This window comes from Microbispora sp. NPDC046933 (assembly GCF_040644635.1).
Taxonomy (GTDB): Bacteria; Actinomycetota; Actinomycetes; order Streptosporangiales; family Streptosporangiaceae; genus Microbispora.
In genome coordinates this window covers 36156-60874 of record NZ_JBEYWW010000047.1, presented here as the reverse complement: position 1 = coordinate 60874, position 24719 = coordinate 36156, and the positions used below count along the sequence as shown (strand labels likewise).

Sequence of the window (24719 nt, the reverse complement as noted above, 5' to 3'; positions counted from 1 at the left end):
ATCCGGGTGACCGGTGTCCGGCGCCGCAGGCGCATCGAGAAGATGATCATCCTCAGCGGCCGAGGCACGCCTCTCGGAGCATGAGCACCGGAGCGTCGTCGACATCCGCCCCCAGGAGGTGGGGACCATCAACCGACCCAGGCAACCGACGCCGGCCCGGCGTCCGATTCGGGGCCTCGTGCTCGCCATCACGGCCGCGTTCGCGCTCGGCGCGATCGTCGCCGGCGGTGTCGTGTTCGAGGTGACCCGGCCGAGCTCGATCGAGCAGATGGCCGACCGGCTCCGCGCCGAGTCCGCCCTCCGGGACAAGACGCAGATCAAGACCCTGACCGAGCTGGCCCGCACCACGCGGGACCGGCTCGTCCCCGTGCTCGACGGGCTGGGCCGGGCCCTGCCCGCCGGCGGCACCGCGGGGCCGGCCGTGGTGACCGCCGCCGACGTCGAGAGCTGGCGGAAGGCGGCCGCCGCGGCCGTCGAAGGCTTCGCCGACCCGCCGTCCGGTGAGACCGCCACCAACGTGGCGAGGTCGAGTCTCGCCTCCGCCGTACGGCAGATCGCCACGACCGTCGACACCTACGCGGCCGCGCGGGATCTCGCCGGGCAGACCCGCACCGCCGCGATGGACCTGGTCGTGCGGCAACGCGCCGAGGCGCTCTTCACCTGGTCGGTCGGAGCCACCGCCCTCGACGCGGTGAACATCGACGCGGGCTACGGCCACCAGCACGTGTTCCTGCCGACATCACCCGGCGAAGGGGCGCTCACCCCCGACTCCGAGCCCGAAGGGCACCACGACGAACATGAAGGGCAGCACGACTCGTGAACAAGGCACTGACATACGTCCTCACCGCGTTGCTGGCCGGGCTCGTGCTGATGCTCGGCGCGCCGGCGGCCTCCGCGCACGGCGGACCGATCGAACTGGAGGTGACCGGGGACGGCGCCGACAACGTCAACGTGCTGGTGACGTACAAGAAGGACGGCCATCCCGTCACGGAGATCCTCGAGGCGACGCTGGTCGCCACCTCGGCCGACGGCAGGTCCTTCGGGCCGGTGCCGCTCAGGTCGGCCCCCGAGGGCCAGAACCTCTACCACTCCGCCGAGCCGCTGCCGAGTGGCGACTGGAAGGTCACCGTGACCGCGACCGAGCCCGCCAAGGCGCACGCGACGGCGAAGGTGAAGGCGGGAGACATCGCCGCATCGCCCGTGGCGGCGATCGGACCCGCACCGGGCCAGGCGACGGCGCCCGCCGCACAGGACAAGGCCGCGGCGATGGCGAGCGTGGCGGACGACGAAGACACGACGGGGATGCCACTCAAGATCGGCATCATCGTTCTCGTCGCGATCGTCGCCCTCGCGGCGTGGCTCGTCCTCGTCCGGCGCAAGGGCCTGTACGCCCGGCGCTGAAGGCGTCCGCGACACCCGGCAGAGGGTCGTCGAGCATGACGACGGCTACCGCGACCCGGGGCGCCCCGGGGGCCGCGGCAGACCCACCGGGTGCAGCGGTAGTCGCGCGACGACCTCCCAGCCGTCGCCGGCCGGCCCGGCGGTGGCGGTCCCGCCGACTTCCTCCGCACGGTCCGCCATGGACCGCAGTCCCACTCCGGGACGCCAGGAGGGCGGCGGATCGCCGTCGTCCCTGACGGTCAGGACGAGGTCGCCGCCGGCGGAAACGGTGACCAGGCAGCGGCGGGCGCCGGAATGCCGCACGACGTTGGCGAGAGCTTCGTTGGCGATGCGGTAGGCCGCGAGCTCGACGGCGGGAGACAGTTCGGGAAGCCGCTCGTGCGCCTCGACCTTCACGGCGACGCCGTGACCGGCCCCGCCGGACAGCGTGGCCGCCTTCCGCGCCAGTGCGCCGACGAGGCCCAAGTCGTCGAGTTCGATGGGGCGTAGCCCGTAGACGACGCGCCGTACGGAGTCGATCGCGTCGCGCAGGTCGCCGCGGACCTCTCCGAGCAGACGCTCCGCCTCGGCGGCGTCGGACCGCAGCACGTTGAACGCCGCGTCCGCGCGGAAGGCGATGCTGGTCAGGGTCGGACCGAGGCCGTCGTGAAGCTCGCGTTGCAGGCGCACCCGTTCGACCGCGCCGGCTTCGACGGTCGCGGTCCGGGCGCGCTGGACCTGCTCGCGTAGCGCGATGGCGTGCAACGCGACGGCGAGGGGCGTTCCGATGAGGTCGAGCGTGTGCCGGTCGTCGTCGTGCAGGTGCGATTCGCCGCGCCGCAACCCGACGACGAGGGTTCCGGCGAGGTCGCCGCGGTAGCTGAGCGGAATCTCGACGGCCGGGGAGTCCGTCGGCTCTCCGGCGGCGGCGAGGCCGGTGCCGTCGGGTTCACGGAGGGCGAGCCATGGCAGGCGCAGCGCCGCGCGTGTGCGTTCGAGCACACCGGTAAGGTCGTCGTGGCGCAGGCGCTCGCCGGCGCGCCGCGCGGTGCCGGCCGGATCGGACCGCGTGCCGTAGAACGCGCGCTCGATCACCCCCTGGAGCAGCAGCCGCAGCGGAGTGAATCCGATCGCCACCACGATCGCCGCCATGATCGACACACCACGTCGCGCGTCATCCGGAACGAGCAGGGAGAAGCCGGCGACGAGTCCGGCGTAGACCGCGATGATCACCGACAGGACCAGGCCGTACAGCAACGCCCTGGACAACACGAGCCGGATGTCGAACAACTCGTACCGCACGATCGCGATCCCAATCGCGACCGGCACGAGCACGAACGACAGCAGGAACAGGATCGGCCCGTCACCGGTGATCCAACGCTGGGCGTTGAGCACGAGCATGGCCATCAGGGCGAGGATCAGCCAGAGCAGCTGCCGCCGGGTGCGTTCGTCGCCGCGGCGATAACGGACGACGAGGGAAGAGACCACCAGCACCCAGAGCGCGGCGTTGGCCAGGGACGCCGCGGCGTCGATCGGGCCGGGGACGACCAGGTCGACGGACAGGATCGACGTGGCCCGCGGGGATGCGGCCAGCGGCGCGCCGGAGAGCAGCCCGGTCACCATCTGATAGGTGCCGCTGACGACGATGAGCCAGCCCAGTGGGCGCCAGCGCCTGGCCGGCAGCCTGCCGTCGGGGAAGACGAGCAGAGCCAACGGGAACAGCCCGACGATGCCGAGCTGCCACGCCCCCGTGAACACGGTCACCAGCGTGCGCAGGACCGGGTCAGGCCAGGGCACGCCGACGGCGTACCAGCAGGCCATCCCCGCCGCGGCCGTCGTCAGATGGCCGAGCCCGCACACGACGAACAGCACGCCGATGATGTTGCGGCCGCCGTGGAACCACGCGATGGTCGCGCCCGACGCGAGGAAGCCCGTCCCGATGACGAGATTGGTGAGCGTGTAGGAGTCGACGAAGGTCCGCCATCCGACACCGGCGGCGAGGCCGAACCCGGCGGCCGTGAAGACGAGCGCGATGCCGGACGCGACCGCGATGACCACCTTCAGCCGCGTACGGCGGGTGGGTCCCGCCGCTGCCGGTGAGAACCGGCTCCGGTCACTCACGGCGTCCCAGCCCGGCGTCTTTGGCGATCACTATCGCCTCTCCCCGGGTGGACACGCCCAGCTTGAGGAAGATCGCCGAAATGTGGTTGCCGACGGTCTTCGGCGACAGGTTCAGCCGCTGCGCGATCGCCCCGTTCGTCGCTCCCGTGGCCATGAGATCGAGCACCTCCCGCTCGCGGGGGGACAGATGCGGAAGCACGGAGACGTCGCGAGCCGCCGCGACCTGCTTGAGCACACGGCCCGCGACGGAACTGGAGAAGATCGCATCCCCCGCCGCCACGGCACGGATGGCGCGTTCCAGTTCCTCCTGCTCCGCCGTCTTCAGCAGATATCCGCGGGCGCCGGCGCGCAGCGCCTCAGCGATCAGGGTGTCCTCGTCGAACATGGTCAACACCAGCACGGCGGTGGCGGGGTGGTCGCGAACGATGCGGCGGGTCGCCTCCACGCCGTCCAGCACTGGCATGCGCAGATCCATCACGACGACATCGGGCCGGTGCAGGGCCACCTCGCGCAACGCCTCGTGGCCGGTGCCCGCCTGGCCGACGACCTCCACGCCTGTCAGGGTGCCCAGCAACTCGGCCAGGCCACGCCGTACGACGGGGTGGTCGTCGGCCAGCAGCACCCGGATCGCCGCGTGCTCGCGCGCCGTCGGAGACGTCATGACCTCGATTATGGGGCGGGCAGCGGCGATCGCAGTGGGGGCGTAGCCCTATCCCTCCCGGGAATCTTCCCGGGTCCGGAGCCGAGGCAGGGGCGGGCGCCTCATGTGCCGCGGTGCCCGCCGGGGCGACATTGGCAGGCGGATCGATCTCCCGTATTCCACGTCGTCAGAGGAGAAGCGGCATGTCCACCCCATCCCCCGGCACGGTCTCGCGCCGCGCTTCCGTTCTCACCCGCGTCGGTCTCGTCCTGGCGGGAGTGCTCGCCATCGGCGACATCGTCACGTCGATTCCGCAGTTCGCCGACGATCCCGTCGTTCCGCTCGCGGTCGTCGTGCTCGGGCTGCTGTCGCTGGCGGCCACTCCGTTCGCGTGGGCAGGCGCGACGTGGGCCCGCAACGTCGTCATCGTGGCACGCGTGCTCGCCGCGCTGACCGCGGTGCCCGCCTTCTTCCTCCCCGGCCTTCCCGCCGGGTGGGTCGTGGCCGCCGCGTCCGGGATCGTGCTGTCTCTGGTCGTGGCCGTGCTCCTGCTGGCCGGGACGAGGGCGGTGCGATGAGCGGCCCGGTGCTCGCGGGCGCGCCGCCGCGGACCCGGCGCGACCCGCGGACCCTCGGCCGTGTGGTCTCCGCGATCCTCATGCCGGTCGGACCGGCCTGCGTGGCCGTGATCCGGTTCGTCATCCCCGGAGGGTCCGGCGACATCGGTGCGGAGATCGCCGCAGATCCCGGCCCGCAGCGACTCGTGGTCCTCCTCGGTCTCCCGGCGCTTTTCACCCTGCTGCCCGGCGCGTACGCCGCGCTGCGCCTGGGCCGGCGGCACCGTCCCACGCTGGCCTCCTGGGCGGCGGCCTTCCTGATCCCCGGCTACCTCGGCATGACGGTGCTCGGCGCCGGCGACTTCGCGGTCCTCGCGGGACACGACATCGGCATGGAGCCGTCGGCCGTGACCCGGCTGAGCGACGAGATCCTCGTCCTGACCATGATTCCGGTCCTCGTCTTCGTGATCGGCCACATCGCCGGTACGGTGCTGCTCGGCGTCCTCGCCATCCGGGCCAGGCTCACCCCGCCGGTGGTGGCGGTCCTGCTGACGATCTCGCAGCCCCTGCACCTCGTGGCGATCGTCCTCACCAGCGCGTGGCTGGACCTCGTCGCCTGGGGGCTCACCGCGCTCGGTATGGCCTTTCTCGGCGTACGGCTCCTGCGTACCCCGAACGACGAGTGGGAGCCGCCTGCCGTCGTAGCCCCGCCGGCGGTCTGAGGGGGAGCGCGGCGGCTCGCCGATCCGGACGAGCCGGGCTGTGAGCGCGGTCGCGGGCTCTGTGAGCGAGCTGGTCGACGAGAGATGCCCGCTCCGTGCCTCGCATATCGTCACGGGCGGTGGGGAGAGACTGGTATGGCTGGAACCATGATCTTCGCAAGCCGTACTCTCCGAGCCGCCGTACTCTCCCTTGTGGTCCTCCCGATCACCACTGTCGCGATCGCCCCGCAGGCCGCGGCCGCCACCCGCGCGCAGGCCGATGCCGGGGCGTCGGCCCGCCGCATGCTGGCGCAGCTGAAGGTCGCCAAGCCGTTGTCGATTCGCGGCTACAGCCATCGGCGGTTCCAACCGCGATGGGCGCACCACAAGGGGGAGTGCGACGCGCGGGAGACGGTTCTCGCCCGCCAGGGGCGGGGCGTACGGAGGAACGCCGCGTGCCAGACCGTGAAGGGCGTCTGGCGCAGCCCGTACGACGGCAAGGTGCTGAAGAGCGTGAAGCAGGTCGACGTCGACCACGTCGTTCCCCTGGCGTACGCCTGGCGCTCCGGCGCCAAGAGATGGAGCCAGGCGAAGCGGCGCGCGTTCGCCAACGACCTCAGCCGCCCCGAGCTGGTCGTGGTGAGCCACTCCGTCAACATGGCCAAGGGAGGCCAGGGACCGCAGAGCTGGCGTCCGCCGCGTCGTGCCTACTGGTGCCGCTACGCGACCTCGTGGATCACGGTGAAGCACCACTACAGGCTCCTCGTGACCCGTGCGGAGAAGGTCGCCCTGCTCAACATGCTCCGCACCTGCGGCAGGTGAACGGACCTGGCGGCGCCGGCCGCGGGCCTGCCCCGAGGTCAGCCGCCGCTCGCGGCGCGGGCCTGCTGGATGACCTTGCGGAGGGCCGGCGCCGCCGGGCCGCCGCGTTCGGCCAGCAGGGCGATGCGCTGCTTGTGGGCCCGTCGTCTGGCTCGCGGGAGGATCGTCCCGAGCTCTCCCGCGGCGGCCAGGCCGACAAGGGCCGCCTCCCGATCCCCCACCCGGGAGACCGGGCCGTTGAGAGCGGCGGTGACCTGCGTCGTGAGCCGTTTCACCACACGCGTGTCGCGTACGCGTACGTGGCTCCTGTTGAAGATCAGGAACGGCTGGCGCAGCTCCACCCTGACCCAGCGTCCCGTCTCCAGTTCGTCGCGGACCGCCCGGACCGTCGCGCGGCCGTCCTTGCTGATCCAGTGCCGCCACGGCCAGGGCCTCGACTGGGCGATCTGGTGCAGCAGGCCGTCGAGGACCGGGTCGGCGAGCCGGTCCTCCGACACCACGCGCACCTTGCCCCCGTCGTCGGCGATCCGGCCGGCGAGTAGCAGATCGGTGAGCGCGGCCGCGCGCAGCAGGTAGGGGAAGCGGTAGTTCGTGACCACCCGCTCCTTGCGGGGGTCGTAGGCCAGCAGGTAGAGCTGGGCCGGCAGGGAGCCGGGGATCTCCACGGGACTGCCTTCCTCTCAGTCGTCGGGTGGGTCGGCGGTGGGAGCTTCCGGAGGCGGGGACTCCTTCTTGGCGGGCCGGCCGCGCCGGGGGATGCGGCCGGCGTTGCCCGGGAGCCGTCCCGCCTCCGACAGCGCCCGGCGCAGCAGGAACTCGATCTGGGCGTTGGTGCTGCGCAGCTCGTCACCGGCCCAGCGGGCCAGCGCGTCGTGCACCGCCGGGTCCAGCCGCAACAGGATGCTCTTTCTCTCGGTCGCCACAATCTGCTCGGTCGCCTACGGCCTAGTGGTACAGAGAGCCGGTGTTCACCACGGGCTGCACGTCGCGGTCGCCGCACAGGACGACGAGCAGGTTGCTGACCATGGTGGCCTTGCGCTCCTCGTCGAGCTCGATCACGTCGTGCTCGTCCAGGCGGGCCAGGGCGGCCTCGACCATGCCGACGGCGCCGTCCACGATCCGCTGGCGGGCCGCGACGACCGCTCCGGCCTGCTGGCGGCGCAGCATCGCCTGTGCGATCTCGGGAGCGTACGCCAGGCGGGTGATGCGCGACTCGATGACGCTGACTCCCGCCGACGCCACCCGGGCCTGGATCTCGGCCGTCAGGCGGCCGGTGATCTCGTCCGCGTTCTGACGCAGTGACAGCATGTCGTCGTGCCCGTCGTACGGGTAGCTGCCGGCGATGTGACGGACCGCGGTCTCGGTCTGGAAGGCGACGAACTCCACGAAGTCGTCGACTTCGAAGACGGCCTTCGCCGTGTCCTCGACCTGCCACACCACCACGGCGGCCATCTCGATCGGGTTGCCGTCGGCGTCGTTGACCTTGGCGACGTCGGTCTCGTGGTTGCGGATCCGGGTCGAGACCCGGCGCTTCTGCGTGAAGGGCACCACGAACCGGAGGCCGGGCGTGCGGACCGTGCCCACGTAGCGGCCGAGCAACTGGATCACCCGCGCCTCACCGGGGGCGACCGCGGTGAGCCCGGTCAGGACGACGAGGGCCGCCAGGAAGAGCAGCGCCCCGACGGCGATCAGGGCGGCTCCGGGGCCGCCGCTGCCGTCGGCCGCGAGGCCGGCTCCGATCGGGATCAGCGCGGCCGGGCTCAGCAGGCCCAGCAGGCCCAGGATCAGCATCGGCCACCCCGAGGCCGCTCGCGCCGCGCGCTCGTGGGTCTGGGGGGCCGGCATGTCGACGGCGATCTGCAGGTCAGTCATGTCTTCTCCTCGGTGTCTAGCACGAGACTAGCAAAGTGATATCACTTTTTGCCAGACCCCGAGGACCTGGGCCGCAACCGAGCCCTCAGTCGTTCCCAAGTGGGGATCGATAGCTTCCCGCCATGAGAAAGCGATCTGTCGCCGTGGCCGCGCTCGCGGGGCTGGCCGTCCTCGCCGCTCCCGCCGCTGCCTCCGCGGAAGCCCTGACCACCATCTCCGGCTCGTCGGCTTCGGGTTCCAAGACCTTCGCCTTCCGCGGGATGAACCTGAGGATCCCGGCAAGCTGGAAGGTGCACCGCAAGGGGGACGAGGTCGTGGTGACGACCGGCGCGTGCAAGCGGCCGGAAGCCTTCGCCACGAACTGCCGGTCGTTCTGGGTGCTCGGCCCCAAGGCGTTCACCGACGTGCCGGTCGGGGGTGGCTCCTTCACCTACACGGGCAAGTACCAGTGGTATCCCTTCAGTGGCCTGGTGCCCTGCCCGTTCGACGCCAAGACCGGCTGGAACACCGGGGACAAGGCCGGCGCGAGAGGTCTGTTCCAGATCGGGAAGGGTCACAAGGCGAAGTACGTCGCCTGGCCCAACGAGTGCGTGACGAACAACGGCGGCCGCCGGACGAAGAGCTTCACGGCACGGGAATGGTTCCTGCCCTCGTCCAAGATTCTGATCATCGACGTCTGGAACACGCCGGGGCTGTCGAAGGTGCTCAAGGGCGCGACCTGGAGCTGACCGCACGCCGCGTGCCGGACCTGGGCGTGCGGCACGCGGCGTTGCCCTCAGGCGTCGGTCTCCAGGCCGCCGCGCAGGAGCGCGGTGAGCCGCCGGGCGTGGGCCACGTCGGTTCCGGTGAGCGCCGCGCCGCCGACGAGGGCCAGCAGGTCGGTTACGGTGAGTCCGGGACGTACGGCACCGGCGGCCTGTGCTCGCTCAAGCAGGCGCGACGCGGTGGTGTGGATCGACGTGTGCCACTGGTCGAACAACGCGCTACGACGGCCGGTGGGGCCCTCCGTGGCCGTGAGGGCGAGCGGCCGCTTCGTCGCGACGTGCACGACGAACGCGTCGAGCCAGGAGAAGAGCGCGTCGGCCGGAGACGGATCCGCCAGCAGGTCGGCGCCCTGACGGCACAACTCCGCCACCTCGTCCGCATACACGGCGACGAGCAGCTCGGCCCGCGTGGGGAAGTGCCGATACAGGGTCGCGTTGCCGACGCCGGCGCGCCGCGCCACCTCGTCCAACGCGACGTCGGGCCCTGAACTGTCGATGAGCTCGCGCGCGGCGGCGAGCAGCAGCGCGGCGTTGCGTGAGGCGTCCGCTCTGCGCGTACGGCCGGGCGGTGCGGGCTCGGAACCACTCGACGTCATCCGCGCTCCCTTCCCTTGTCATCCGATCCCTTGCTATCTGGGGAGTTCCCCGTTTACGGTAACAGCTCGAAACGGGGAACTCCCCAGTTTGAGGAATGGTGGAAGACACATGCCCTTGACTCCCGATGACCGCACGGCCATCACGGACCTGATCAACCTGCACGGTCACCTGACAGACAGCGGCGACTTCGACGCACTGCACGAGGTGTTCGTGCCCGACGTGGTCTACGACGTCGGCGATCTCGGTGGTGGGGTGATCGTCGGGCTCGCGGCGCTGCGCGACGCCGCGCTCGCCCTGGGCGAGGCGAACCCCGTCGCGCATCACGTCACCAACATCGTCGTCACGGACGTGGCCGGCGGCCGGGCGAGGGCTGTGTCGAAGGGCATCGGGGTCAACGTGGACGGGACCACGGGCAGCGTGACCTACGAGGACGCGCTCGTGTGTGGCGACCAGGGCTGGCGGATCAGCCACCGCGTGGTCCGGGCCCGCCGGATCCCCCTGACTCGCTGAGGGGGTCACATCGTGACGACGACCTTGCCGGCGGGGTGTCCTTCGGTGAGGTGGCGGATAGCGTCGGGCGCTTCGCTCAGGGGATAGGCGCGGTCGATCAGGGGGGTGACGGCGCCCGACTCGATGAGCCGCGTGAGCTCCTCCAGGTGCTCGGCGCGCTCCCTGCTCATCACCGGGCGCAGCCGCTGACCGACGAACATCGACAGCAGTGGCGCCCGGAACGTGCGTCCCATGCCCCCGGTGAAGCGGTATGCCGTGTGCCCGCCGCCGACGATGACCAGCGTCCCGCGCGGGGTCAGGGCGCGGCGCAGCAGGGACAGCGGCCGGTTGCCGGCGGTGTCGACGACGACGTCGTAACGTGGCCCGTCCCGGTCGATCTCCTCGCGGGCGTAGTCGATGACGTCGTCGACGCCGAGCGATCGGACGAGCCCGGCCTTCGCCGCCGAGCACACGCCGGTGACGCGCGCGCCGTACGCCTTGGCGATCTGCACGGCGAACGACCCCACGCCCCCCGCCGCGCCGATGACCAGCGCCCGCTGTCCCGGCCGGACGCGGGCGACGTCGCGGACGGCCTGCAGCGCGGTCATGCCGGAGACCGGCACCGCGGCGGCCTGCTCGAATGTGAGACCGGCCGGCTTCGGCGCGAGGCGTCCCTGCCGCGCGCTCGCGTACTCCGCGAACGAGCCGCTCTCGCAGGTGCCGTACACCTCCTGGCCCTGCTGGAATCGGGTCACGCGGGCGCCGACGGCCGCCACCACCCCGGCCACGTCACGGCCCCGGACCGCGACCTTGGGCCGGCGCAGCCCGAAGCCCGCGAGGCGCATGAGGTACGGACGGCCGGTCATGAGGACCCACACGCCGGGATCCACCGCGGCGGCGCGGACCTCGACGAGCACCTCCTCGTCGCCGATCGAGGGGCGGTCGACGTCGCGCAGGCGGAGCACGTCGGCCGGGCCGTACGCGTCCTGGACGATGGCTTTCACGGCGTTCCTTCCGGAAGGTCGGGGTACTGGAACACGTCGTCGAGCGGAACACCGAACACCCGGGCGATCCTGAACGCCATCTCCAGAGACGGCGAGTATCGCCCCTGTTCGATGGCGATGAGGGTCTGCCTGGTCACGCCGATGCGTTCGGCGAGCTCGGCCTGGGTCATCTCGTCGTGGGCGAACCGCAGCGCGCGGATGCGGTTCGTCACGCGTGTGGGCTTCACCACTCCGGAAGGCTCCTGCGATAGACGATGATCTTGGTTATTCCGCCGAGGACCGCCGACAGCACGAAGCACAGGTAGACCACGTTCGCGATCCAGAACCGGTCCCACCCGGCCATGGCCATGAGCATCGCCGCGAGCGCGCCGATGACGACGAACGCCTGACCGGTGTGGTCGCCGAGCCGCCCGATCTCCCGGTCGCGGACGTCGGCGACCCGCGAGGCCCGGGGGTTGACGATCGACATCCCGATCTCGGCCACGATCGACGCGGCGACGGCTCCGCCGACCGACCACAGGAGGGCGGCGGTGTACGGCACGTCGGGTAACGGGCCTCCGTCCGCCCGTCTGAGCACGGCGACGACGTACGCGGCGTAGGCGAGCACGGCGACGACGAGCCTGATCCAGGCGCGCTTCTCCACGTGAGTCATGATCGATACCTTCCCGATGTACAAAATCTTTGACATCACAAAGGTAGCGAATCTTTGACCTCGTGTACAGAATCTTTTACATCGGCCGGACGGTCAGACGTCGGCGGACACCTGCTCGGCGCCGATGACCTTGAGGAACCGGAGGGACTCGTAGGCCGGGGACCCGGGCTCGGCGGTGAAGATGACCACCTGCTGCTCCTGGTCGGGCACGGTCAGCACGTCGAAGTCCAGCTCGATCGGCCCGACGCGCGGGTGCCGCACGGTCTGGCGCAGGTGGCGCTCGATGTGGAACCGCTGGGAGTTCCACAGGCGGGCGAAGTCCTCGCTCCCGGCCAGCAGCTCCTCGACCAGGTTCTTCAGCTCACGGCTCTCGGGATAACGGGTGACGGCGACGCGTAGGTAGCTGACCGCCGTGACGACGAACCGCTCCGGGCTGCCCATGCCGTAGTGCCGCCGCTCGGGGTCGGGGTGCAGGAAGTAGCGCCGGATGACGTTGCGCTCCTCGCCCGCGAGTGCGGAGAAGTCCTCGAACAGGGCCGCCGCCAGCGGGTTCCAGGCCAGCACGCGGCAGGTGTCGTCCACGACGATCGCGGCGGCGTCGGTCAGCCGGTTGACCAGGTTCATCGTGCTCGGCCGCACCTCGCGTGCGGGCTCGGCGGCGTGGCCGTCCTCCCGCTCCCCGGCCAGGTGGAACAGGTGGGCCCGTTCCTGGTCCGACAGGCGCAGGGCGCGGGCGATGCCGTCGAGCACGCGCCGTGACGGGTGCCGGCCCCGCGCCTGCTCCAGCCGCGTGTAGTGGTCCACCGAGATGTACGCGAGCTGGGCGACCTCCTCGCGCCGCAGCCCGGGGGTGCGGCGGCGGCGTCCCTCGGGCAGGCCGACGTCGGCGGGGGTGACCTGCTCACGCTTGCCGCGCAGGAACTTCGCCAGGCCAAGCTTGTCCATGCCTGTGACCGTACGTCGGAAATCGAACGCACGGACCCCGCAGCCATGGACTCCTGGTCCCTGGTTGTGCGGGACGGCCCGGGGCGACGGTGGGGTTGGCACGGACCGGCGAGCGCCGGTCACGGACCTCACGGAAGGCATACGATCATGCGGATTCTCATCACGGGTGCGAGCGGCTACGTCGGCGGAGTCGTGGCCGAGCACCTCGTCAGGGCCGGCCACGAGGTGGTCGCCCTGGCCCGCTCGGACAAGGCGCGTGAGCGGGTCGAAGGGCTGGGGGCCAAGGCGGTGCCCGGCAGCCTGCGGGACCTCGACGTCCTGCGCGGCGCGGCCGCGGCGGCCGAGGCCGTGGTCCACACCGCCGTGGACTACGCCGATCCTGAGATGGGCGACATCGAACGCGACGCCCTCGCGGCGCTGCTGGGCGGGCTGAACGACGGCGGCGCGTTCGTCTACACCAGCACCGGCCTGGTCTACCCCGACCGGCAGGGCGCCACGGTGGACGAGGACCACCCCGTCACCCCCGAGGCGTCGCCGCAGCCGTACAAGGTCCTCGGCGAGCGGCAGGTTCTGGAAGCCGGCCACGTGGCGGGCATGGTGATCCGGGCGGCGCTGGTCTACGGGCGCGGCGGGTCGGGCCTGCTCCAGGGGCTCATCGGCGCCGGCAGGCAGAACGGGACGGTGCCCTACATCGGCGACGGCGCCAACGAGTGGTCGTCGGTGCACGTCGACGACCTCGCCGCGCTGTACGTGGCCGCGGTCGAGCGCCGTGAGCCCGGGACCGTCGTCAACGCCGCCTCGGCCGAGCGGACCCCGTTCCGGCGGCTCGCCGAGACCGTCGCCGAGCTGACCGGCGCCCAGGCCGTGTCGCTGACGCTGGAGCAGGCGGTCGCCGCGATGGGGCCGCTCGCCGCTACGCTCACCCGTTCGGCGCCGCTCGACGCGTCACGGGCGCGGCGGCTGTTCGGCTGGAACCCCGTGGCGCCCGGACTGCTGGAGGAGCTGACGACCGGCTCCTACGCACAGTCCTGATCAACGGCGCAGGCGGCGCCGTACGCGGGGGCCGTGCCTGCGCCACCACGCCCACAGCAACGTCAGCGTCGCCGGCAGCGTCACGGTGAACGCCACCGCCAGGCAGGCCGCGGTGCCCGCGACCAGCAGCACCGCGTACGCCCTGAGGCTGCGGCGCTCCCGGCGCGGCAGGTCGGCGAGCGGATCGGGGGAGGGGCGGCGCAGCAGCCGCAGCGCCAGGTGGCGGGCGTAGGCGGAGGCGTCGCCGTACATGTTGCGGCACCCGGTCAGGTCCTGCAGCAGGAAGTAGACGTCGGTGCGCATGAACACGAGGAACTGCGTGGCCGGCATGCCGAGCGAGGTCAGCGCGACCAGCGACAGCGCGGGATGGCGCCCCAGGACGGCGGTCAGGAGGAGCGCGGCGGAACAGGCCGCCGCGTCCGTCGCCATCCCGGCGAGGTAGACCGTCAGGCGGACGCGCCGCCCGGCCAGCCACACCCCGGACACCTCGGTCTGGACGGCCAGGAACTGCAGCCGGATGCCGAGCCTGATCCTGTCCGGCACCCCGGCGGCCCTGGCGGTCGACAGGTGGGCCATCTCGTGCAGGAGGATCAGCGCCCAGCCGACGGCGATCTGCGAGGCGAGCACGAGCGATCCGCGCTCGCTCCACAGCAGGTCGCGCCAGCCCGGCAGCGTCCCCCGCCGCACGACCGCCGTCGCGACGCCGGCGGCGATCAGGCCGGCGACCAGCAGGTGGAGCAGCGGGTGCAGCGTCCACCGCACGTGCCGGGGGCGCAGCCAGGGAAAGGCCGGCGGCCCCGCGGGGGTGGCAGGCCCGCCCGGCTCCTCCAGGAAGCCCAGCTCGCCCAGGGCGCGGACGAAGTCGCGGACGTCGAGATCGGCGCCGGTCTCGGCGCGCAGTCGCCGTTCCGCCTCCTCGACCGTGGCGCCCGCCGACAGCAGCCTGATGGCCCGCATCCCCTCCTGCGGCACGGCGACGAACCGGTCCCCGTCCGGGCGGCCGACGATCCACTGGGAGCCGTCCCGCCGGAACGCGAGGGCGCGCAGCCGGACCACTGTCGCATCCCCCAACGTGGGCCTCCAGACGCGGGGTCAGGGGCGGAAGGTCCCGGTGTGGTGGGAGTAGCCGGGCAGGAGGCCGCGCGTCCGGTCGGAGATCACGGGCGGCGGCAGCGGGGCGACCTCCCGCTCGACGTACGCCCGCACGTCCTCTCCCCGGCCGTAGAGTTCCTTGATCGCGCTCAGGCAGGGGGCGACGAGGCCGGGATCGGTGATCCGCCGGGCGCCCACGTGGGCGCCGACCTCGTCGTACAGCACCTCGTAGAGCAGCGCGGGGCCCAGCACGACGATCTCGGGCAGCGGCGCGGTGTGCTCCAGCTCCCGCACCGCGTCCGCGTGCAGCACCCGGGGGCGCTCGCCCGCCGTCGCCCGTACGGCCAGGACGTGGAGCTCCCACTGGAGGTAGGGGGTGAGCGGCGTCTCCACGATGCGGACCCGGCGGGCCTCGGGCCGGGTCCGGTAGTAGTCGAGGAGGAACTCCCGCAGCTCCTCCAGCATGGCGAGCGACCCTTCCCAGTCGCCGGCCATCATCGCCCGCCAGCTCGCCACGTCGGGCTCGAAGAACTCCTGGGCGCGTTCGAGCTTCCACACCCCTTCCGAGGCCCGCTCGAACTCCTCGGTGAACTCGGCCTGGTAGGCGTCGGGGGACAGGACCCGCGCCTCGGCCTGCCGTATGTCGTCGAAGATGGTGCCGGCGTTTGCCACCCTTCCCTCCCTGGGCTCCGGAGATGGTGCTGGCGCTTCGTCAGTTGCCGACGCTGTTGCTGCTGGTCGTGGTCTCGATCTTGTCGAGCAGCCGGATGACGATCTTCGTCTTCGGCGGCACGGCGGCCTCGTCGACGGGTTCGATCTCGAGCTCGTTCGTGTTCATCCGGTTCCTCTCTCTGGAGGGGAGGGGACATGGATGTTCTCGCGAGAACCCGTTCATGATTCGTCCATTGATCGCAGAGAGTCAAGGCTTTCGTCATTCATTCAGCCGGCCTCTGTTTCGGTCATTCGCCGCGACGAATTGTGCTCCGGTCCGCCGGCCTGGGAGCGGGCCCGCGTCCCGCACACCGGGCAGCCGGGACGCGGCGGATGCCGGACCCACACGTGGTGGTCCGCGGCGATCAGGTTGACCCCCTGGATGGTGCCGACGGGCGGCACGGGCACGCCGGTCAGCAGCCCCAGCAACGCGTGGGCGACGAGCTGGCCGGACACGCCCGCCGAGGTGGCGATCACGCCGGGCCCCCCGAGGTCCACCGGTGTGCCGGGGCGGCGCCGCGCCTCCTCGCCGCTGCTGAGGCACTCGTAGCAGGCGCCCGCTCCCGGTGCGAAACACCCCACGGTGACCAGCGGCCCGCTGTATCCGCCGCCGGCCCAGGGGATGTCCGCTGCGGCGCAGGCGCGGTTGGCCCACACCCTGATGCGGTGCCCGCTCGGCCGGTCCGCGCAGAGGGCGAGCGCGTCGTAGCCCGCGATCAGGTCGTCCAGCTCGCGCCTGCTGCCGATGTGGCGGCGTTCGCCGGTGACGAAGACGTCGGAGTTGACGGTCCTGAGCCGCGCCACGGCCGCCTCCGCCTTCGGCCGCCCGACGTCGCACTCGCCGTAGAGCACCTGGCGGTTGAGGTTGGACAGCTCGACCAGGTCGGGATCGACACAGTGGATCGTGCCGACGCCGACGGCGGCGAGCGCCCAGGCCGCGTGGCCGCCCGTGCCGCCCAGGCCGAGCACCACGACCCGCGCGGCCTTCAGCCGGAGCTGGGTCTCCCAGCCGTGGGCGCGCGGCATGGCGTCGACCGCGCGGAAGAACGCGTGGTTCCTGCTGTAGCGGTCGAGTTCGCGCTCGCTCAGCCCGGCGGGCGGCACCGCCGCGGCGTCCTCCACGTATCGGGTGGCGACCAGTTGATCGACGATCGACGCGGCGTCCGGCAGCTCCGGATGGGCCAGGCGCAGCCGCTCGGCGATCTCGTCGCGAGAACGGGTGCCGTCCATCAGAGTGAGGGCCGTCCACACCCAGCCGTACGGGTCCGCGATTTCGGCGGCGATCCCGTAAATCTCACCGCCGATGCGAATGGTGCCGTCCTCGTACCGGTGGGGCCGGTGCTCGAATTTCACGCGGGGCAGTCGCACCTGATGACGATTACTGTGCCATAACTGGGCGAGTCAACACCGAATTGTGCGGGAGGGAGAAAAGGGGTCGGCCGTAAAACGTTCCCGCCTCGCCGGCGCCGCTTCGACGCGAAGAGGGCATGGAACGTCACCGCTGGGCATACGTTGGGGACGATGAACGATCAGCCTGCCGTGATCTCAACGCCGACGCCGCGCCGTACGGTGCTGGCCGCCGCGCTCGCCGCCGTGGTCGTCCCGCTCTCGGGCTGCGGGGGCTCAGTGGGCGAGGCCGCCTCGGTCGCTCCCTCGGCCGCTCCTCTCGGGAGCGTGACCGCGCCCGCGCCGGGACGCCCCTCCGCGAGCCCGGAGGGGCCGACGCCCGAGCCGTCCGCACGGGACCTCCCCGCGCCGGACGAGGCGATCCCCAAGGACCCCGAGCGCCTGGCCGACGCCCTCACCCGTACGGCGGGGCGGCTGCGCGACGCGATCGACGACTGGAGGCGTACGGGTGACCCCGCGAAGGGAGAGGCGCCCGAGCCGGTGGTCCTGCTGTCCCTGTACGAGCAGCGCGTCTACCGCTATCTCGCCCGCAATCCCAAGGTCGCGTCCCGCACGTACGGCAGGCTGCCGAAGGAGGCGGCCGCGCGGGCCCGGGACAACGTGACGGCCATCCGCGACCTGCTCTCCCTCGCCCATCCCGTCAGCGGGCCCATCAAGATCAAGGTCGAGTCGCCGGAGCCCGCCGACGCCCTGCTCGCCGACTTCCGGCGCGCCGAGCGCCGGTTCGGCGTCGAGTGGGAGGTGCTGGCGGCGGTGATGCTCGTCGAGACCAAGTTCGGCCGGGTGCGCTCGCCGAGCTACGTGGGCGCCAAGGGGCCGATGCAGTTCATGCCGGGCACCTGGAAGGCGTACGGCATGGGCGGCGACATCAACGACACCCGCGACGCCCTGCTCGCCGCGGCCAACTACCTCCACGCGTCGGGCGCGCCCCGCGACTACCGGCGCGCGCTGTACGCCTACAACCACTCCCAGGCGTACGTCGACGCGGTCCTGCTGCATGCGCGTCAGATGAAACAGGACATCAGGAACTACTACGCCTACTACACCTGGCAGGTCTACGTGATCACCACGAAGGGCGAACGTCGCCTGACCGGCCCCTGACCCGCACACCGGGCCGGCCGAAGCGTTTCTGGTCCGCAGGCGTCCGAGGACGAAGGTTCGGCACCCGCGCGGGCCGGGCGAGCGGTCCGGTGGAAGCGGACCGCCCGCCCGCGCTCCGCACACGCCACGCGACGGATGACATCAGCCCGATGGCCCCTGATGGGGACGCTGTTGCTCGGGCGGCCTCTGTTGGGGGCCCTGTTGCCCCGGGGGCCTCTGTTGGGGGCCCTGTTGCTCGGGGGGCCTCCGGTACGGGGTCGTATGCCCCGGGCTCGGCGTCTTCTTCGGGGTCTTCTGCGGGCTCGGCGTGACGCTGGGGCTCGGGCTCGGCGTGACGCTGGGGCCCGGGCTCGGCGTGACGCCACCACCGGGAGCCGGCGGCACCCCGCCCGGTGGGACTGCCGGTCCTTGCTGCGGCGGGATCGATTCCGCGCCGGCGCCGAGGATGACTACCGCCTTCGGCGGGTTGTCCCGGGTGCTGATCACCCGGACTTTGTCACCCGTCGCGATGTCCTCCAGTTTCTTGGAGTCCATACAGACTCGGGTCGTCCCGTCGATCACGTAGGTCTGGGTCGTGCCGTTGCCGCTGATCGAGATGGAGCCGCTCTGAACCGACGTCACGGTGCCGGTCCGGCTGTTGAGGGTCTCGTCCCCTTCTTGAAGTTCGCTCTGCCCGGCGCGGAGGGCCATCGCGTGTCCCGGCGCGGCGGGTGCGGGCTGGATCGCAGAGGGGACCTCCACGGCCAGGCCCACGCCTGAGGCGACCACCAATGCCGTAGTCGCCCGAAGCAGACAGCGGTGGCGGACCTTCCGCCGTGTTCGCCTGTCCAACGGGTTGCTCGATAACGAGCTGTGTTCGGAATCGGTCATCGGAGAGATCTCCCTTCGCTCGCCGACACGCAGCCGCTCGCTCGACCTGGCCATGGCGACACTGCACCGTCGCACGGCCTTGCGGCATGGACCACACGGCATGACGACTGGGCTCGCAGCCGATCAGATGAGGACCGTTCGCTGCGGCGGCTCATGGCCCGCGGTTCGACTGAGGTCACTCGCCATCTGGGCCCGGCCATAGAGGCCGGTGTGAACAGCATCTGGCGCGTGATAAGTCGGCACAGCCGGCCCTACCCCACGCAAACCAGGCAACTCATCGTTCCCCGGAAAGTTGGGGCACCAGGTGGGCCCGTCCGGTTCCGCCGAGGAGGCGATCCTGCACGACGCGAAGTGAGGTCGCGCCGTAACCAACGCCGCTTTCCACGCGACTCATCCTTTGGGAGTCGATCGCGGAGGGAGGTCGGCGGTGTGGCGGCTGACGAGTGGTGTGGGGACGGAGCCCGGTGCGGCGCGGATCGAAGCCGTGGTCCTGAAGAGCTTCAAAGGCGTGGTCCCCGGTGTGGTGGTGCTCGTCTGCGCGGTGCTCGTCTGCGCGGCGGCCCTGGGCCCGCGTCCGGCGCTCGCGGACGAGGTGGCCTGCGGGTTCGGGCCTCCGCGCTCCTCCTGGGTGGAGACGTCCGTGACCGTCGTGGAACGCGGCCACGACACTCCCGTGATGACGAGCACGACACGGGTCGGCGTGCCCCGCGACTGGCCGGGGGCCACGGCCCTGCTCGGCGACCGGAGCGCCGCCGGCTGCCTGCTGCCGGACGGCGGCACCCCGAGCGTCACGATGTCGGCCGACGGCGCCGAAGTCGTGGTCCAGAGCACCCAGGAGACCCGGCTGGAGCTGTACGACACCCCGTGGGGCGCGGAGTCCGCCGGGCTGTGGTCGAGCCGTGCGTCCGGCGGGACCCGTTTCGTCGCGCTGCTGCCCCCGCCCACGGGCCTGCCGTCCGGGCTGGCCGGAGCACGCTGGCGGACCGTGGTCGTCAAGCTGCCGGGGTCCGAAGTGCGCGGCGTGACGCCCCTGCCGTCGGAGGTGCTCCCCGGCGGCACCTATGTCTGGCGGGACGGTGCCGTCCCGCCGCGCGTCGAGGTCGCCCTGCCGTTGTCCGCGCGGGCGGCGTTCCAGCGCTGGACGGGACTGCGGGGGCAGAACGTGCTCACGGTCGCGACCTACCTGGGCTTCGCGCTGCCCTACCTGCTGCTGGCCGGGCTGCTCGCGCTGCTCCGTCGGCGTTCGGCCGACCGGGACGAGCGCGTGCTCGTCAGGATCACCCTCGGCGCCCTCGCGGTGATCACAGCGGCGGAGACCGTGCTGCTCGCCGGCGCGCTGACCGGCACGTTCTTCATGGCAGGCCTGCTCGGTGTGCTCGACACGCTGGCGATCCTCGTCGTGGCGGCACCGCTCTGCCTGGCGGTGTGGGGGCTGTCGCGCACCGGTCTCAGGCGGGGTGGTCCCGTGCTCGTCGCAGCGGTGCTCGCCGTCACCGGCGGGCTGGCGCTCCTGGCCGCCCGATACGTTCACGCCGACGAGCCGGGGCCCATGGGGGTCGCGCCGGCCGTCGCCACGGCGCTGCTACTCACCGGGGCGGCGTGGGCGATCGCGGCCCGCGCCGCCCGCGTGCGGGGCAGGACGCCGCGGGCCGTGCGCGTCCTGCTGTGCTGGAGCGTCCCCGGCCTCGCGCTGCTGACCCTGGCGTACGTGGCCCACGCGGCCGTCACCGGACTGCGCACGGGCGTCCTGCCGCAGGCGGCGACGTCGCCCTTCTTCCTCCTGCGCGGCCTCGCGTACCTGATGTGGCCGCTGGTGGTGCTCCTGCTTCTTCTGCTGCTGCGCCTGCACGGGCGGCGTACGGACTCCGTCGGGCCGTCCACCGTATGGCTCCTGGTGTTCCTGTTCGTCGTGGGCACGATCAGGTGGCTCAACACGTACGCGGGGATGCCCTTCCCGCTCGCCGGGCTTGTGGGGCTGGCCGCGCTGCCCCTGCTGCTGCGGCTCACGCGACGGGCCGAGGTCGCCGACCCGGGCGTGTCACGCCGCCGGCTCGCGATGATCGTGGACGAGTACCGGGACCTGGAGGAGAGGGAGAAGGGGCTGCGCCGGCGCTGGGCGGCGGGGGAGATCGACGACGCGGAACACACCAGGGAGAACGGGCCGGTCGTCGACCGCATCCGCCGGCTCCGGACGGAGATCGGCCTCGATCCCGACAGGGAGGACGGGCTCAGCCCGCTCGATGTGGCGCTGTCGCGCGGCCCGGGTGTGACGTGGTGGGCGAACGCGAGGCTCGCCGCCCGGTACGCGTCCTACGTGGGCGCGCCCGCCGCCGTGTTCCTCATCTGGGCCACCTGGAGCACCGACAGCCGGGGACACGACGGCTGGCTCGACCGGCTCCGCGACCCCAACGGCTTCTACGGCCTGGCCGGCGACCTGATCGGCGGGCTGCTGATCTGGCCGGTGGCGGGGTTCGTGCTGGGCGCGCTGTGGCGCCGCCTGCCCGGCAGGCGCGGCTATCTCAAGGGCGTCGTGCCGGTCCTGGCGTACGCCGCGGCGACGGGGGCCCATGCCGTGCTGAACAACGTCATCGGCCAGGCCCCCGTGCGCGGCTCGCTCGTGCGGGTCCTGCTGCTGTTCCTGGTCCTCACCGTCGTCGCCGTCCTCATGGACGCGCGCACCCTCCAGACCCGCCCGGGTGGTCTCGCCTCGCGCCTCACCCCCGTGGCCGTCGTCTACCGGCTCGGCACGGCCGGCAGCGGGATCGCGCTCATCGTCGCGCAGGCGGCGGCCGTCCTCGGCCTCTGGAGCCAGCTCAGGAACGGCATCGACATCACCTCGCAGGTGGACACCTCCGCCCAGGGGTCGCTTCCCGCCGACGCGCAGGTGCTCCTCGGGCGCGTGGACAGGTAGGGCTCACAGCGCGGGGTACGCGTTGTTCACCAGCATCACGAACTGCTCGTGGTGCCAGTCGCCCGCCAGCGGCGCGTTGGGGAGGGCGCCGGTCGGCCGGAACCCGTCCGACCAGGGCCTGAGGGAGCCGTTGGGGTCGCACGTGGGGTCGAGCAGCCGGTCGGAGCCCTCGGGCAGGATCGGTCCGCCCGCGCCGTCCGACTCGCCGGGCCGTTTGACCCATAGGTAGGCGTCGACGCCGGGGACGGGCGCGGCGACCGGGCGTGTCCCCAGCCCCGCGCCCTTCTGGTTGCACATGGCGTCCCGCGACGGACGCCGGTCGACGCGGCTCTGGTCCACGTATGTGTTGAGGTCGTGGGAGGTGCTCACCGCGGTGGGCCGGTCCGGCCCTCCCCAGCCGTCGCGGGAGGTGTCGACGACCACGCCCAGCGAGCTGGAGAAGCCCTTGGCGATCAGGGCGTCGCGTATCGCGACGGCGTAGTCCCTTTCGTTCAGGTACGGGTTCCAGTCGACGAACCTGCTCGAGAGGATCGACTGTCCGGCCACGGTCTGCTCCGGGTCGGTCAGGAAGGGCTCCTCCAGGGGGACGTAGTCCGCGACGTTCGTGGCGATGCCGTCGAGGCTGTTCAGGCCCGCCGTCGTGCCGCGCACGGTCTCGGTGACGGAGGTCGCGAGCGCGGCGAAGTTCGTCTCCCAGCCGGCCCATCCCGCGCTGCCCGCGTCGAGGTACGTGTAGACGTTGGGCAGGGGGGAGAGCCTGTCGAGGGCGTAGCGGATGCCCATCACGTACACGCCCGACCCCGCCGCCTGGTGACACGGGTAGGTGTCCACGCCTCCCACGATGAGGTCGGTCAGGGCCCGCGGCTCGACGACGGCCGCGACGCGCAGGTTGCGATACTCGGGCCTGGCCAGGAGGGCGGCGACGGGGTCCACGAACTCCGCCTTGTAGCGGTTGAGGCCGTTCTCCTGCTCGTGCAGCTCGGCGGTGGAGACCAGCGACCGGCAGTCGCGGTCGGGCAGGTCGTGGAGGACGAGCGTGATGTAGCCGGCACCCTGCTTGACAGCGGTGTCGAGGTGGTCCTTCAGCGTTCGGGCGACCCCCGAGCCACCGGTGACGTCCGCGATCCGGTTCAGCCAGACCGCGGTGGGCGTCTTCTTCAGGCCGCGCATCTTCTGCGCGGTCGCGTCGTCCACCTTCGCGGCGGACGACTCCACGTCGGCCGCCCAGTCCGGGTCGACGTACCCCTTGGCCCCGATGAACGGGTTGTCCACCGGGACGTCCCCGCTCGGGCTCGGTGACGGACCGGCGGTGCCGGGCGACGGGCTCGTGCTGGGGCTCGTGCTGGGGCTCATACTCGGGCTCGTGCTGGGGCCGGCGGACGGGCTCGGCGAGGTGCTCGGCCCGGTGACCTGGCAGGGCACGCCGTTGACGGCGAAGTCCGCGGGCGGCGGGTTGCTTCCGGTCCAGGTGCCGATGAATCCGAGCTGGAAGGACCCGCCGGACGCCACCGCGCCGTTCCAGGACTCGTTCTCGGCGACGACGTGGTCGGCGACCTGGGTCCACCGGGCCGACCAGCCCTGCGTGAGCTTCTGCGAGCCGGGGAACGTGAACGTCAGTTTCCAGCCGGTCAGCGTTTCGCCGGTGTTCCTGACCGTGATCCCGGCCGTGAAGCCGCCCGAATTCGTTCCCCACTGGGTGCTCGCGTAGGTCACCTGGCAGGTGACCGCGGCGTCGGCGGACGCCGCGCCCAGGACCGGTCCCGCCGCGGCCGGCGCCGCGATGGGGACGACCGCCGCGGCGGCCGTCAGGATCCTGCGGACAAACCGTCGGTGGCCGAAGGGCATGGGCGATCGTCTCCAGGGTGAGGTGACCGGCTCTGGCATGCCGGTGCCCATTCCGGTTCGCGCATGGGGGCCGACGCTCCCCAGATTCGGCAATCGCCCGGCCCATGTACACGATTCGCCGAAGTGGAAATATCCCTTTCCATAACAAATTTGCCGGAATCGTGCGGCACCTCGGGAAACGCCGTGCGAGATCGGCCGGCCGGCGCCGAATTCCGTGAAATATTCAGCGCCCCGCAGGGCTTCAGCAGCGGCTCGAACAGAGCCGCCGGCCGGCGGCCGGTTGGAGACTTCCTCGCGGACGGCCGGTTATGAGTCGTCGCCGAAACAGAGGTAGCCGCCGATCTGGGCAGCCATCTCCAGCTGGTCGTAGAAGAGCCGGTGGCTGAGGATCAGCCCGTCCTCCACCGTGGAGAAGCTGCACGAGCGCACGAGGATGGACCGGCCGGTCCCCTCGAGCACGTCCCCGCCGGGGACGAGCAGCGGCCCCTTGTGCGTGCCGCTGATGGTGAACTCGGCCGCCACCGTGTCCCCGAACATGGTGACCGACTGCGGCGTGATCACCATATTGGGGAACGCCTCCATCCACTCGCCGTAGTAGGAGGCGATCTCCTCCCTGTTCTCCGCGACGCCGTCCGGGGCCACCAGCACGGCCCGATTGTCGAAGCACTGCGCCAGGGCGTCGAGGTCATGGCGGTTGATGGCCTGTCTCAGCTTGTCCACGGCACGGAGCACTTCGGACATCGGACGTTCCCTTCCCCCGACGAGAGCGGCCGTACGGTGCGCCTGCGCCGTGACCGGTATGGCGAGGTCCGGACATCGGCGGCATTTTCACGATAACGCAGCTCACGGGGCTCTCAGCTGGCCGTGTGAGTTCCGTGACGGGACTCAGGGCTCGTCGGCGGGAAGGGCGAACATGCGGATGTACAGGGGCCGCGCGCCGGGCGGGGCGTCCTGCGCCCTGTGGCTGTCCCCGAGCAGCAGAGCGACGTAGGCGTCGAAGAACTCGGCGAACTCCTCCTTCGTCATCCGGCCGAGACCGCGCGAGCCCTTGGCCCAGTCGGGATCGCGCCGGCAGGCCTCGGGGAAGCGTTCCAGGAGCGCCCGATCCTCCTCGAAGCCGACGCGGTGGAACTCCTCCGGCACCGGGCGGCCGCCGCTGGCGAGCACCTCGGGCCCCGCGCCCGAGCAGGCGACGCCCACCGTGCC

27 protein-coding genes are annotated in these 24719 nt (G+C 71.8%); 10 read left to right on the top strand and 17 right to left on the bottom strand.

Going from position 1 to position 24719, the window contains the following annotated elements; translation table 11 throughout:
* Positions 1-178: 178 nt before the first annotated feature.
* Positions 179-820 carry a hypothetical protein gene (locus tag ABZ857_RS39495; RefSeq protein WP_357054460.1) on the top strand — a complete coding sequence of 214 codons (642 nt, stop codon included), beginning with the start codon at positions 179-181 and terminating at the stop codon, positions 818-820.
* Positions 817-1401: a hypothetical protein gene (locus tag ABZ857_RS39490; RefSeq protein WP_357054457.1), complete on the top strand. Its 585-nt coding sequence runs from the start codon at positions 817-819 to the stop codon at positions 1399-1401. The genes ABZ857_RS39495 and ABZ857_RS39490 overlap by 4 nt, the downstream gene beginning before the upstream one ends.
* 45 nt (positions 1402-1446) lie before the next feature.
* On the opposite strand, the gene ABZ857_RS39485 is transcribed toward ABZ857_RS39490, so the two are convergent.
* Positions 1447-3501 (bottom strand): GAF domain-containing sensor histidine kinase, encoded by a 2055-nt coding sequence (locus ABZ857_RS39485; protein ID WP_357054454.1) that lies wholly within the window; start codon positions 3499-3501, stop codon positions 1447-1449.
* Positions 3494-4162, bottom strand: coding sequence for a response regulator transcription factor (locus ABZ857_RS39480; protein WP_357054451.1), 669 nt, complete (start codon positions 4160-4162; stop codon positions 3494-3496). Before ABZ857_RS39480 ends, ABZ857_RS39485 begins: the two co-directional genes overlap by 8 nt.
* A gap of 182 nt (positions 4163-4344) precedes the next feature.
* On the opposite strand from ABZ857_RS39480, the gene ABZ857_RS39475 reads away from it, so the two are divergent.
* The 3 genes from ABZ857_RS39475 to ABZ857_RS39465 all read left to right on the top strand — a co-directional run bounded on the left by ABZ857_RS39475 (position 4345) and on the right by ABZ857_RS39465 (position 6221).
* A complete protein-coding gene (locus ABZ857_RS39475; RefSeq protein ID WP_357054448.1) occupies positions 4345-4719 on the top strand; it encodes a hypothetical protein in 375 nt (124 codons plus the stop codon).
* Positions 4716-5420, top strand: a complete 705-nt coding sequence (locus tag ABZ857_RS39470) for a hypothetical protein (protein WP_357054445.1) — start codon at positions 4716-4718, stop codon at positions 5418-5420. Before ABZ857_RS39475 ends, ABZ857_RS39470 begins: the two co-directional genes overlap by 4 nt.
* Before the next feature lie 192 nt (positions 5421-5612).
* Complete coding sequence (locus tag ABZ857_RS39465; RefSeq protein WP_357054442.1) at positions 5613-6221, top strand: HNH endonuclease family protein; 609 nt, start codon at positions 5613-5615, stop codon at positions 6219-6221.
* A 38-nt stretch (positions 6222-6259) separates the two neighbouring features.
* Here the strand turns inward: ABZ857_RS39465 and ABZ857_RS39460 are convergent, their stop codons facing one another.
* Genes ABZ857_RS39460 through ABZ857_RS39450 form a run of 3 tightly spaced genes read right to left on the bottom strand, consistent with a single transcriptional unit; the run spans position 6260 to position 8093 of the window.
* Positions 6260-6886 carry a GPP34 family phosphoprotein gene (locus ABZ857_RS39460; protein WP_357054439.1) on the bottom strand — a complete coding sequence of 209 codons (627 nt, stop codon included), beginning with the start codon at positions 6884-6886 and terminating at the stop codon, positions 6260-6262.
* 15 nt (positions 6887-6901) lie between these two features.
* On the bottom strand, positions 6902-7144 hold the full coding sequence (locus ABZ857_RS39455) for a hypothetical protein (protein ID WP_357054436.1): 243 nt from the start codon (positions 7142-7144) through the stop codon (positions 6902-6904).
* Between the two features lie 22 nt (positions 7145-7166).
* On the bottom strand, positions 7167-8093 hold the full coding sequence (locus tag ABZ857_RS39450) for an SPFH domain-containing protein (protein WP_357054433.1): 927 nt from the start codon (positions 8091-8093) through the stop codon (positions 7167-7169).
* A gap of 122 nt (positions 8094-8215) precedes the next feature.
* On the opposite strand from ABZ857_RS39450, the gene ABZ857_RS39445 reads away from it, so the two are divergent.
* Positions 8216-8821, top strand: coding sequence for a hypothetical protein (locus tag ABZ857_RS39445; protein WP_357054430.1), 606 nt, complete (start codon positions 8216-8218; stop codon positions 8819-8821).
* A gap of 47 nt (positions 8822-8868) precedes the next feature.
* On the opposite strand, the gene ABZ857_RS39440 is transcribed toward ABZ857_RS39445, so the two are convergent.
* Positions 8869-9453 (bottom strand): TetR/AcrR family transcriptional regulator, encoded by a 585-nt coding sequence (locus ABZ857_RS39440; protein WP_357054428.1) that lies wholly within the window; start codon positions 9451-9453, stop codon positions 8869-8871.
* Positions 9454-9562: 109 nt separating this feature from the next.
* Here ABZ857_RS39440 and ABZ857_RS39435 point away from each other — a divergent pair, with 109 nt between their 5' ends.
* A complete protein-coding gene (locus tag ABZ857_RS39435) occupies positions 9563-9964 on the top strand; it encodes a nuclear transport factor 2 family protein (protein WP_357054425.1) in 402 nt (133 codons plus the stop codon).
* Between the two features lie 5 nt (positions 9965-9969).
* Here ABZ857_RS39435 and ABZ857_RS39430 read toward each other — a convergent pair whose 3' ends face one another.
* The 4 genes from ABZ857_RS39430 to ABZ857_RS39415 all read right to left on the bottom strand — a co-directional run bounded on the left by ABZ857_RS39430 (position 9970) and on the right by ABZ857_RS39415 (position 12544).
* Entirely contained in the window at positions 9970-10947 is a 978-nt protein-coding gene (locus tag ABZ857_RS39430) for an NAD(P)-dependent alcohol dehydrogenase (protein ID WP_357054422.1), read from the bottom strand.
* A complete protein-coding gene (locus ABZ857_RS39425) occupies positions 10944-11177 on the bottom strand; it encodes a helix-turn-helix transcriptional regulator (protein ID WP_357054419.1) in 234 nt (77 codons plus the stop codon). Before ABZ857_RS39425 ends, ABZ857_RS39430 begins: the two co-directional genes overlap by 4 nt.
* A complete protein-coding gene (locus ABZ857_RS39420; RefSeq protein WP_357054416.1) occupies positions 11171-11599 on the bottom strand; it encodes a hypothetical protein in 429 nt (142 codons plus the stop codon). Before ABZ857_RS39420 ends, ABZ857_RS39425 begins: the two co-directional genes overlap by 7 nt.
* A gap of 93 nt (positions 11600-11692) precedes the next feature.
* On the bottom strand, positions 11693-12544 hold the full coding sequence (locus tag ABZ857_RS39415; RefSeq protein ID WP_357054413.1) for a helix-turn-helix transcriptional regulator: 852 nt from the start codon (positions 12542-12544) through the stop codon (positions 11693-11695).
* Positions 12545-12691: 147 nt separating this feature from the next.
* Between ABZ857_RS39415 and ABZ857_RS39410 the strand changes: the two genes are divergently transcribed.
* Positions 12692-13576: an NAD-dependent epimerase/dehydratase family protein gene (locus tag ABZ857_RS39410; protein WP_357054410.1), complete on the top strand. Its 885-nt coding sequence runs from the start codon at positions 12692-12694 to the stop codon at positions 13574-13576.
* Here the strand turns inward: ABZ857_RS39410 and ABZ857_RS39405 are convergent, their stop codons facing one another.
* The 4 genes from ABZ857_RS39405 to ABZ857_RS39390 form a co-directional block, all read right to left on the bottom strand.
* Positions 13577-14647, bottom strand: coding sequence for a hypothetical protein (locus tag ABZ857_RS39405; RefSeq protein WP_357054407.1), 1071 nt, complete (start codon positions 14645-14647; stop codon positions 13577-13579).
* A 21-nt stretch (positions 14648-14668) separates the two neighbouring features.
* Positions 14669-15340: a DUF6879 family protein gene (locus ABZ857_RS39400; protein ID WP_357054404.1), complete on the bottom strand. Its 672-nt coding sequence runs from the start codon at positions 15338-15340 to the stop codon at positions 14669-14671.
* Positions 15341-15380: 40 nt separating this feature from the next.
* Positions 15381-15506 carry a hypothetical protein gene (locus tag ABZ857_RS39395; RefSeq protein ID WP_357054401.1) on the bottom strand — a complete coding sequence of 42 codons (126 nt, stop codon included), beginning with the start codon at positions 15504-15506 and terminating at the stop codon, positions 15381-15383.
* Positions 15507-15607: 101 nt separating this feature from the next.
* Positions 15608-16747 (bottom strand): ThiF family adenylyltransferase, encoded by a 1140-nt coding sequence (locus tag ABZ857_RS39390; RefSeq protein WP_357054398.1) that lies wholly within the window; start codon positions 16745-16747, stop codon positions 15608-15610.
* A 153-nt stretch (positions 16748-16900) separates the two neighbouring features.
* Between ABZ857_RS39390 and ABZ857_RS39385 the strand changes: the two genes are divergently transcribed.
* Together ABZ857_RS39385 and ABZ857_RS39380 are read left to right on the top strand one after the other, a co-directional pair.
* A complete protein-coding gene (locus ABZ857_RS39385) occupies positions 16901-17887 on the top strand; it encodes a lytic murein transglycosylase (protein ID WP_357054395.1) in 987 nt (328 codons plus the stop codon).
* Positions 17888-19184: 1297 nt separating this feature from the next.
* Positions 19185-21668: a DUF6185 family protein gene (locus ABZ857_RS39380; protein WP_357054392.1), complete on the top strand. Its 2484-nt coding sequence runs from the start codon at positions 19185-19187 to the stop codon at positions 21666-21668.
* Positions 21669-21671: 3 nt separating this feature from the next.
* Here the strand turns inward: ABZ857_RS39380 and ABZ857_RS39375 are convergent, their stop codons facing one another.
* The 3 genes from ABZ857_RS39375 to ABZ857_RS39365 all read right to left on the bottom strand — a co-directional run bounded on the left by ABZ857_RS39375 (position 21672) and on the right by ABZ857_RS39365 (position 24713).
* Positions 21672-23513, bottom strand: coding sequence for a glycoside hydrolase family 6 protein (locus ABZ857_RS39375; RefSeq protein ID WP_357054389.1), 1842 nt, complete (start codon positions 23511-23513; stop codon positions 21672-21674).
* Positions 23514-23819: 306 nt separating this feature from the next.
* A complete protein-coding gene (locus ABZ857_RS39370) occupies positions 23820-24254 on the bottom strand; it encodes a nuclear transport factor 2 family protein (protein ID WP_357054386.1) in 435 nt (144 codons plus the stop codon).
* A gap of 144 nt (positions 24255-24398) precedes the next feature.
* Positions 24399-24713 carry a hypothetical protein gene (locus tag ABZ857_RS39365; RefSeq protein ID WP_357054383.1) on the bottom strand — a complete coding sequence of 105 codons (315 nt, stop codon included), beginning with the start codon at positions 24711-24713 and terminating at the stop codon, positions 24399-24401.
* Between the last annotated feature and the right edge of the window lie 6 nt (positions 24714-24719).

Bases quoted from the DNA above. Each gene is read 5' to 3' on its own strand.
- ABZ857_RS39435 (WP_357054425.1), top strand. From the start codon at position 9,563: ATGCCCTTGACTCCCGATGACCGCACGGCCATCACGGACCTGATCAAC.
- ABZ857_RS39385 (WP_357054395.1), top strand. From the start codon at position 16,901: ATGAACGATCAGCCTGCCGTGATCTCAACGCCGACGCCGCGCCGTACG.
- ABZ857_RS39415 (WP_357054413.1), bottom strand. From the start codon at position 12,544: ATGGACAAGCTTGGCCTGGCGAAGTTCCTGCGCGGCAAGCGTGAGCAG.
- ABZ857_RS39440 (WP_357054428.1), bottom strand. From the start codon at position 9,453: ATGACGTCGAGTGGTTCCGAGCCCGCACCGCCCGGCCGTACGCGCAGA.
- ABZ857_RS39370 (WP_357054386.1), bottom strand. From the start codon at position 24,254: ATGTCCGAAGTGCTCCGTGCCGTGGACAAGCTGAGACAGGCCATCAAC.
- ABZ857_RS39450 (WP_357054433.1), bottom strand. From the start codon at position 8,093: ATGACTGACCTGCAGATCGCCGTCGACATGCCGGCCCCCCAGACCCAC.
- ABZ857_RS39395 (WP_357054401.1), bottom strand. From the start codon at position 15,506: ATGAACACGAACGAGCTCGAGATCGAACCCGTCGACGAGGCCGCCGTG.
- ABZ857_RS39410 (WP_357054410.1), top strand. From the start codon at position 12,692: ATGCGGATTCTCATCACGGGTGCGAGCGGCTACGTCGGCGGAGTCGTG.
- ABZ857_RS39470 (WP_357054445.1), top strand. From the start codon at position 4,716: ATGAGCGGCCCGGTGCTCGCGGGCGCGCCGCCGCGGACCCGGCGCGAC.
- ABZ857_RS39445 (WP_357054430.1), top strand. From the start codon at position 8,216: ATGAGAAAGCGATCTGTCGCCGTGGCCGCGCTCGCGGGGCTGGCCGTC.
- ABZ857_RS39480 (WP_357054451.1), bottom strand. From the start codon at position 4,162: ATGACGTCTCCGACGGCGCGCGAGCACGCGGCGATCCGGGTGCTGCTG.
- ABZ857_RS39375 (WP_357054389.1), bottom strand. From the start codon at position 23,513: ATGCCCTTCGGCCACCGACGGTTTGTCCGCAGGATCCTGACGGCCGCC.
- ABZ857_RS39475 (WP_357054448.1), top strand. From the start codon at position 4,345: ATGTCCACCCCATCCCCCGGCACGGTCTCGCGCCGCGCTTCCGTTCTC.
- ABZ857_RS39420 (WP_357054416.1), bottom strand. From the start codon at position 11,599: ATGACTCACGTGGAGAAGCGCGCCTGGATCAGGCTCGTCGTCGCCGTG.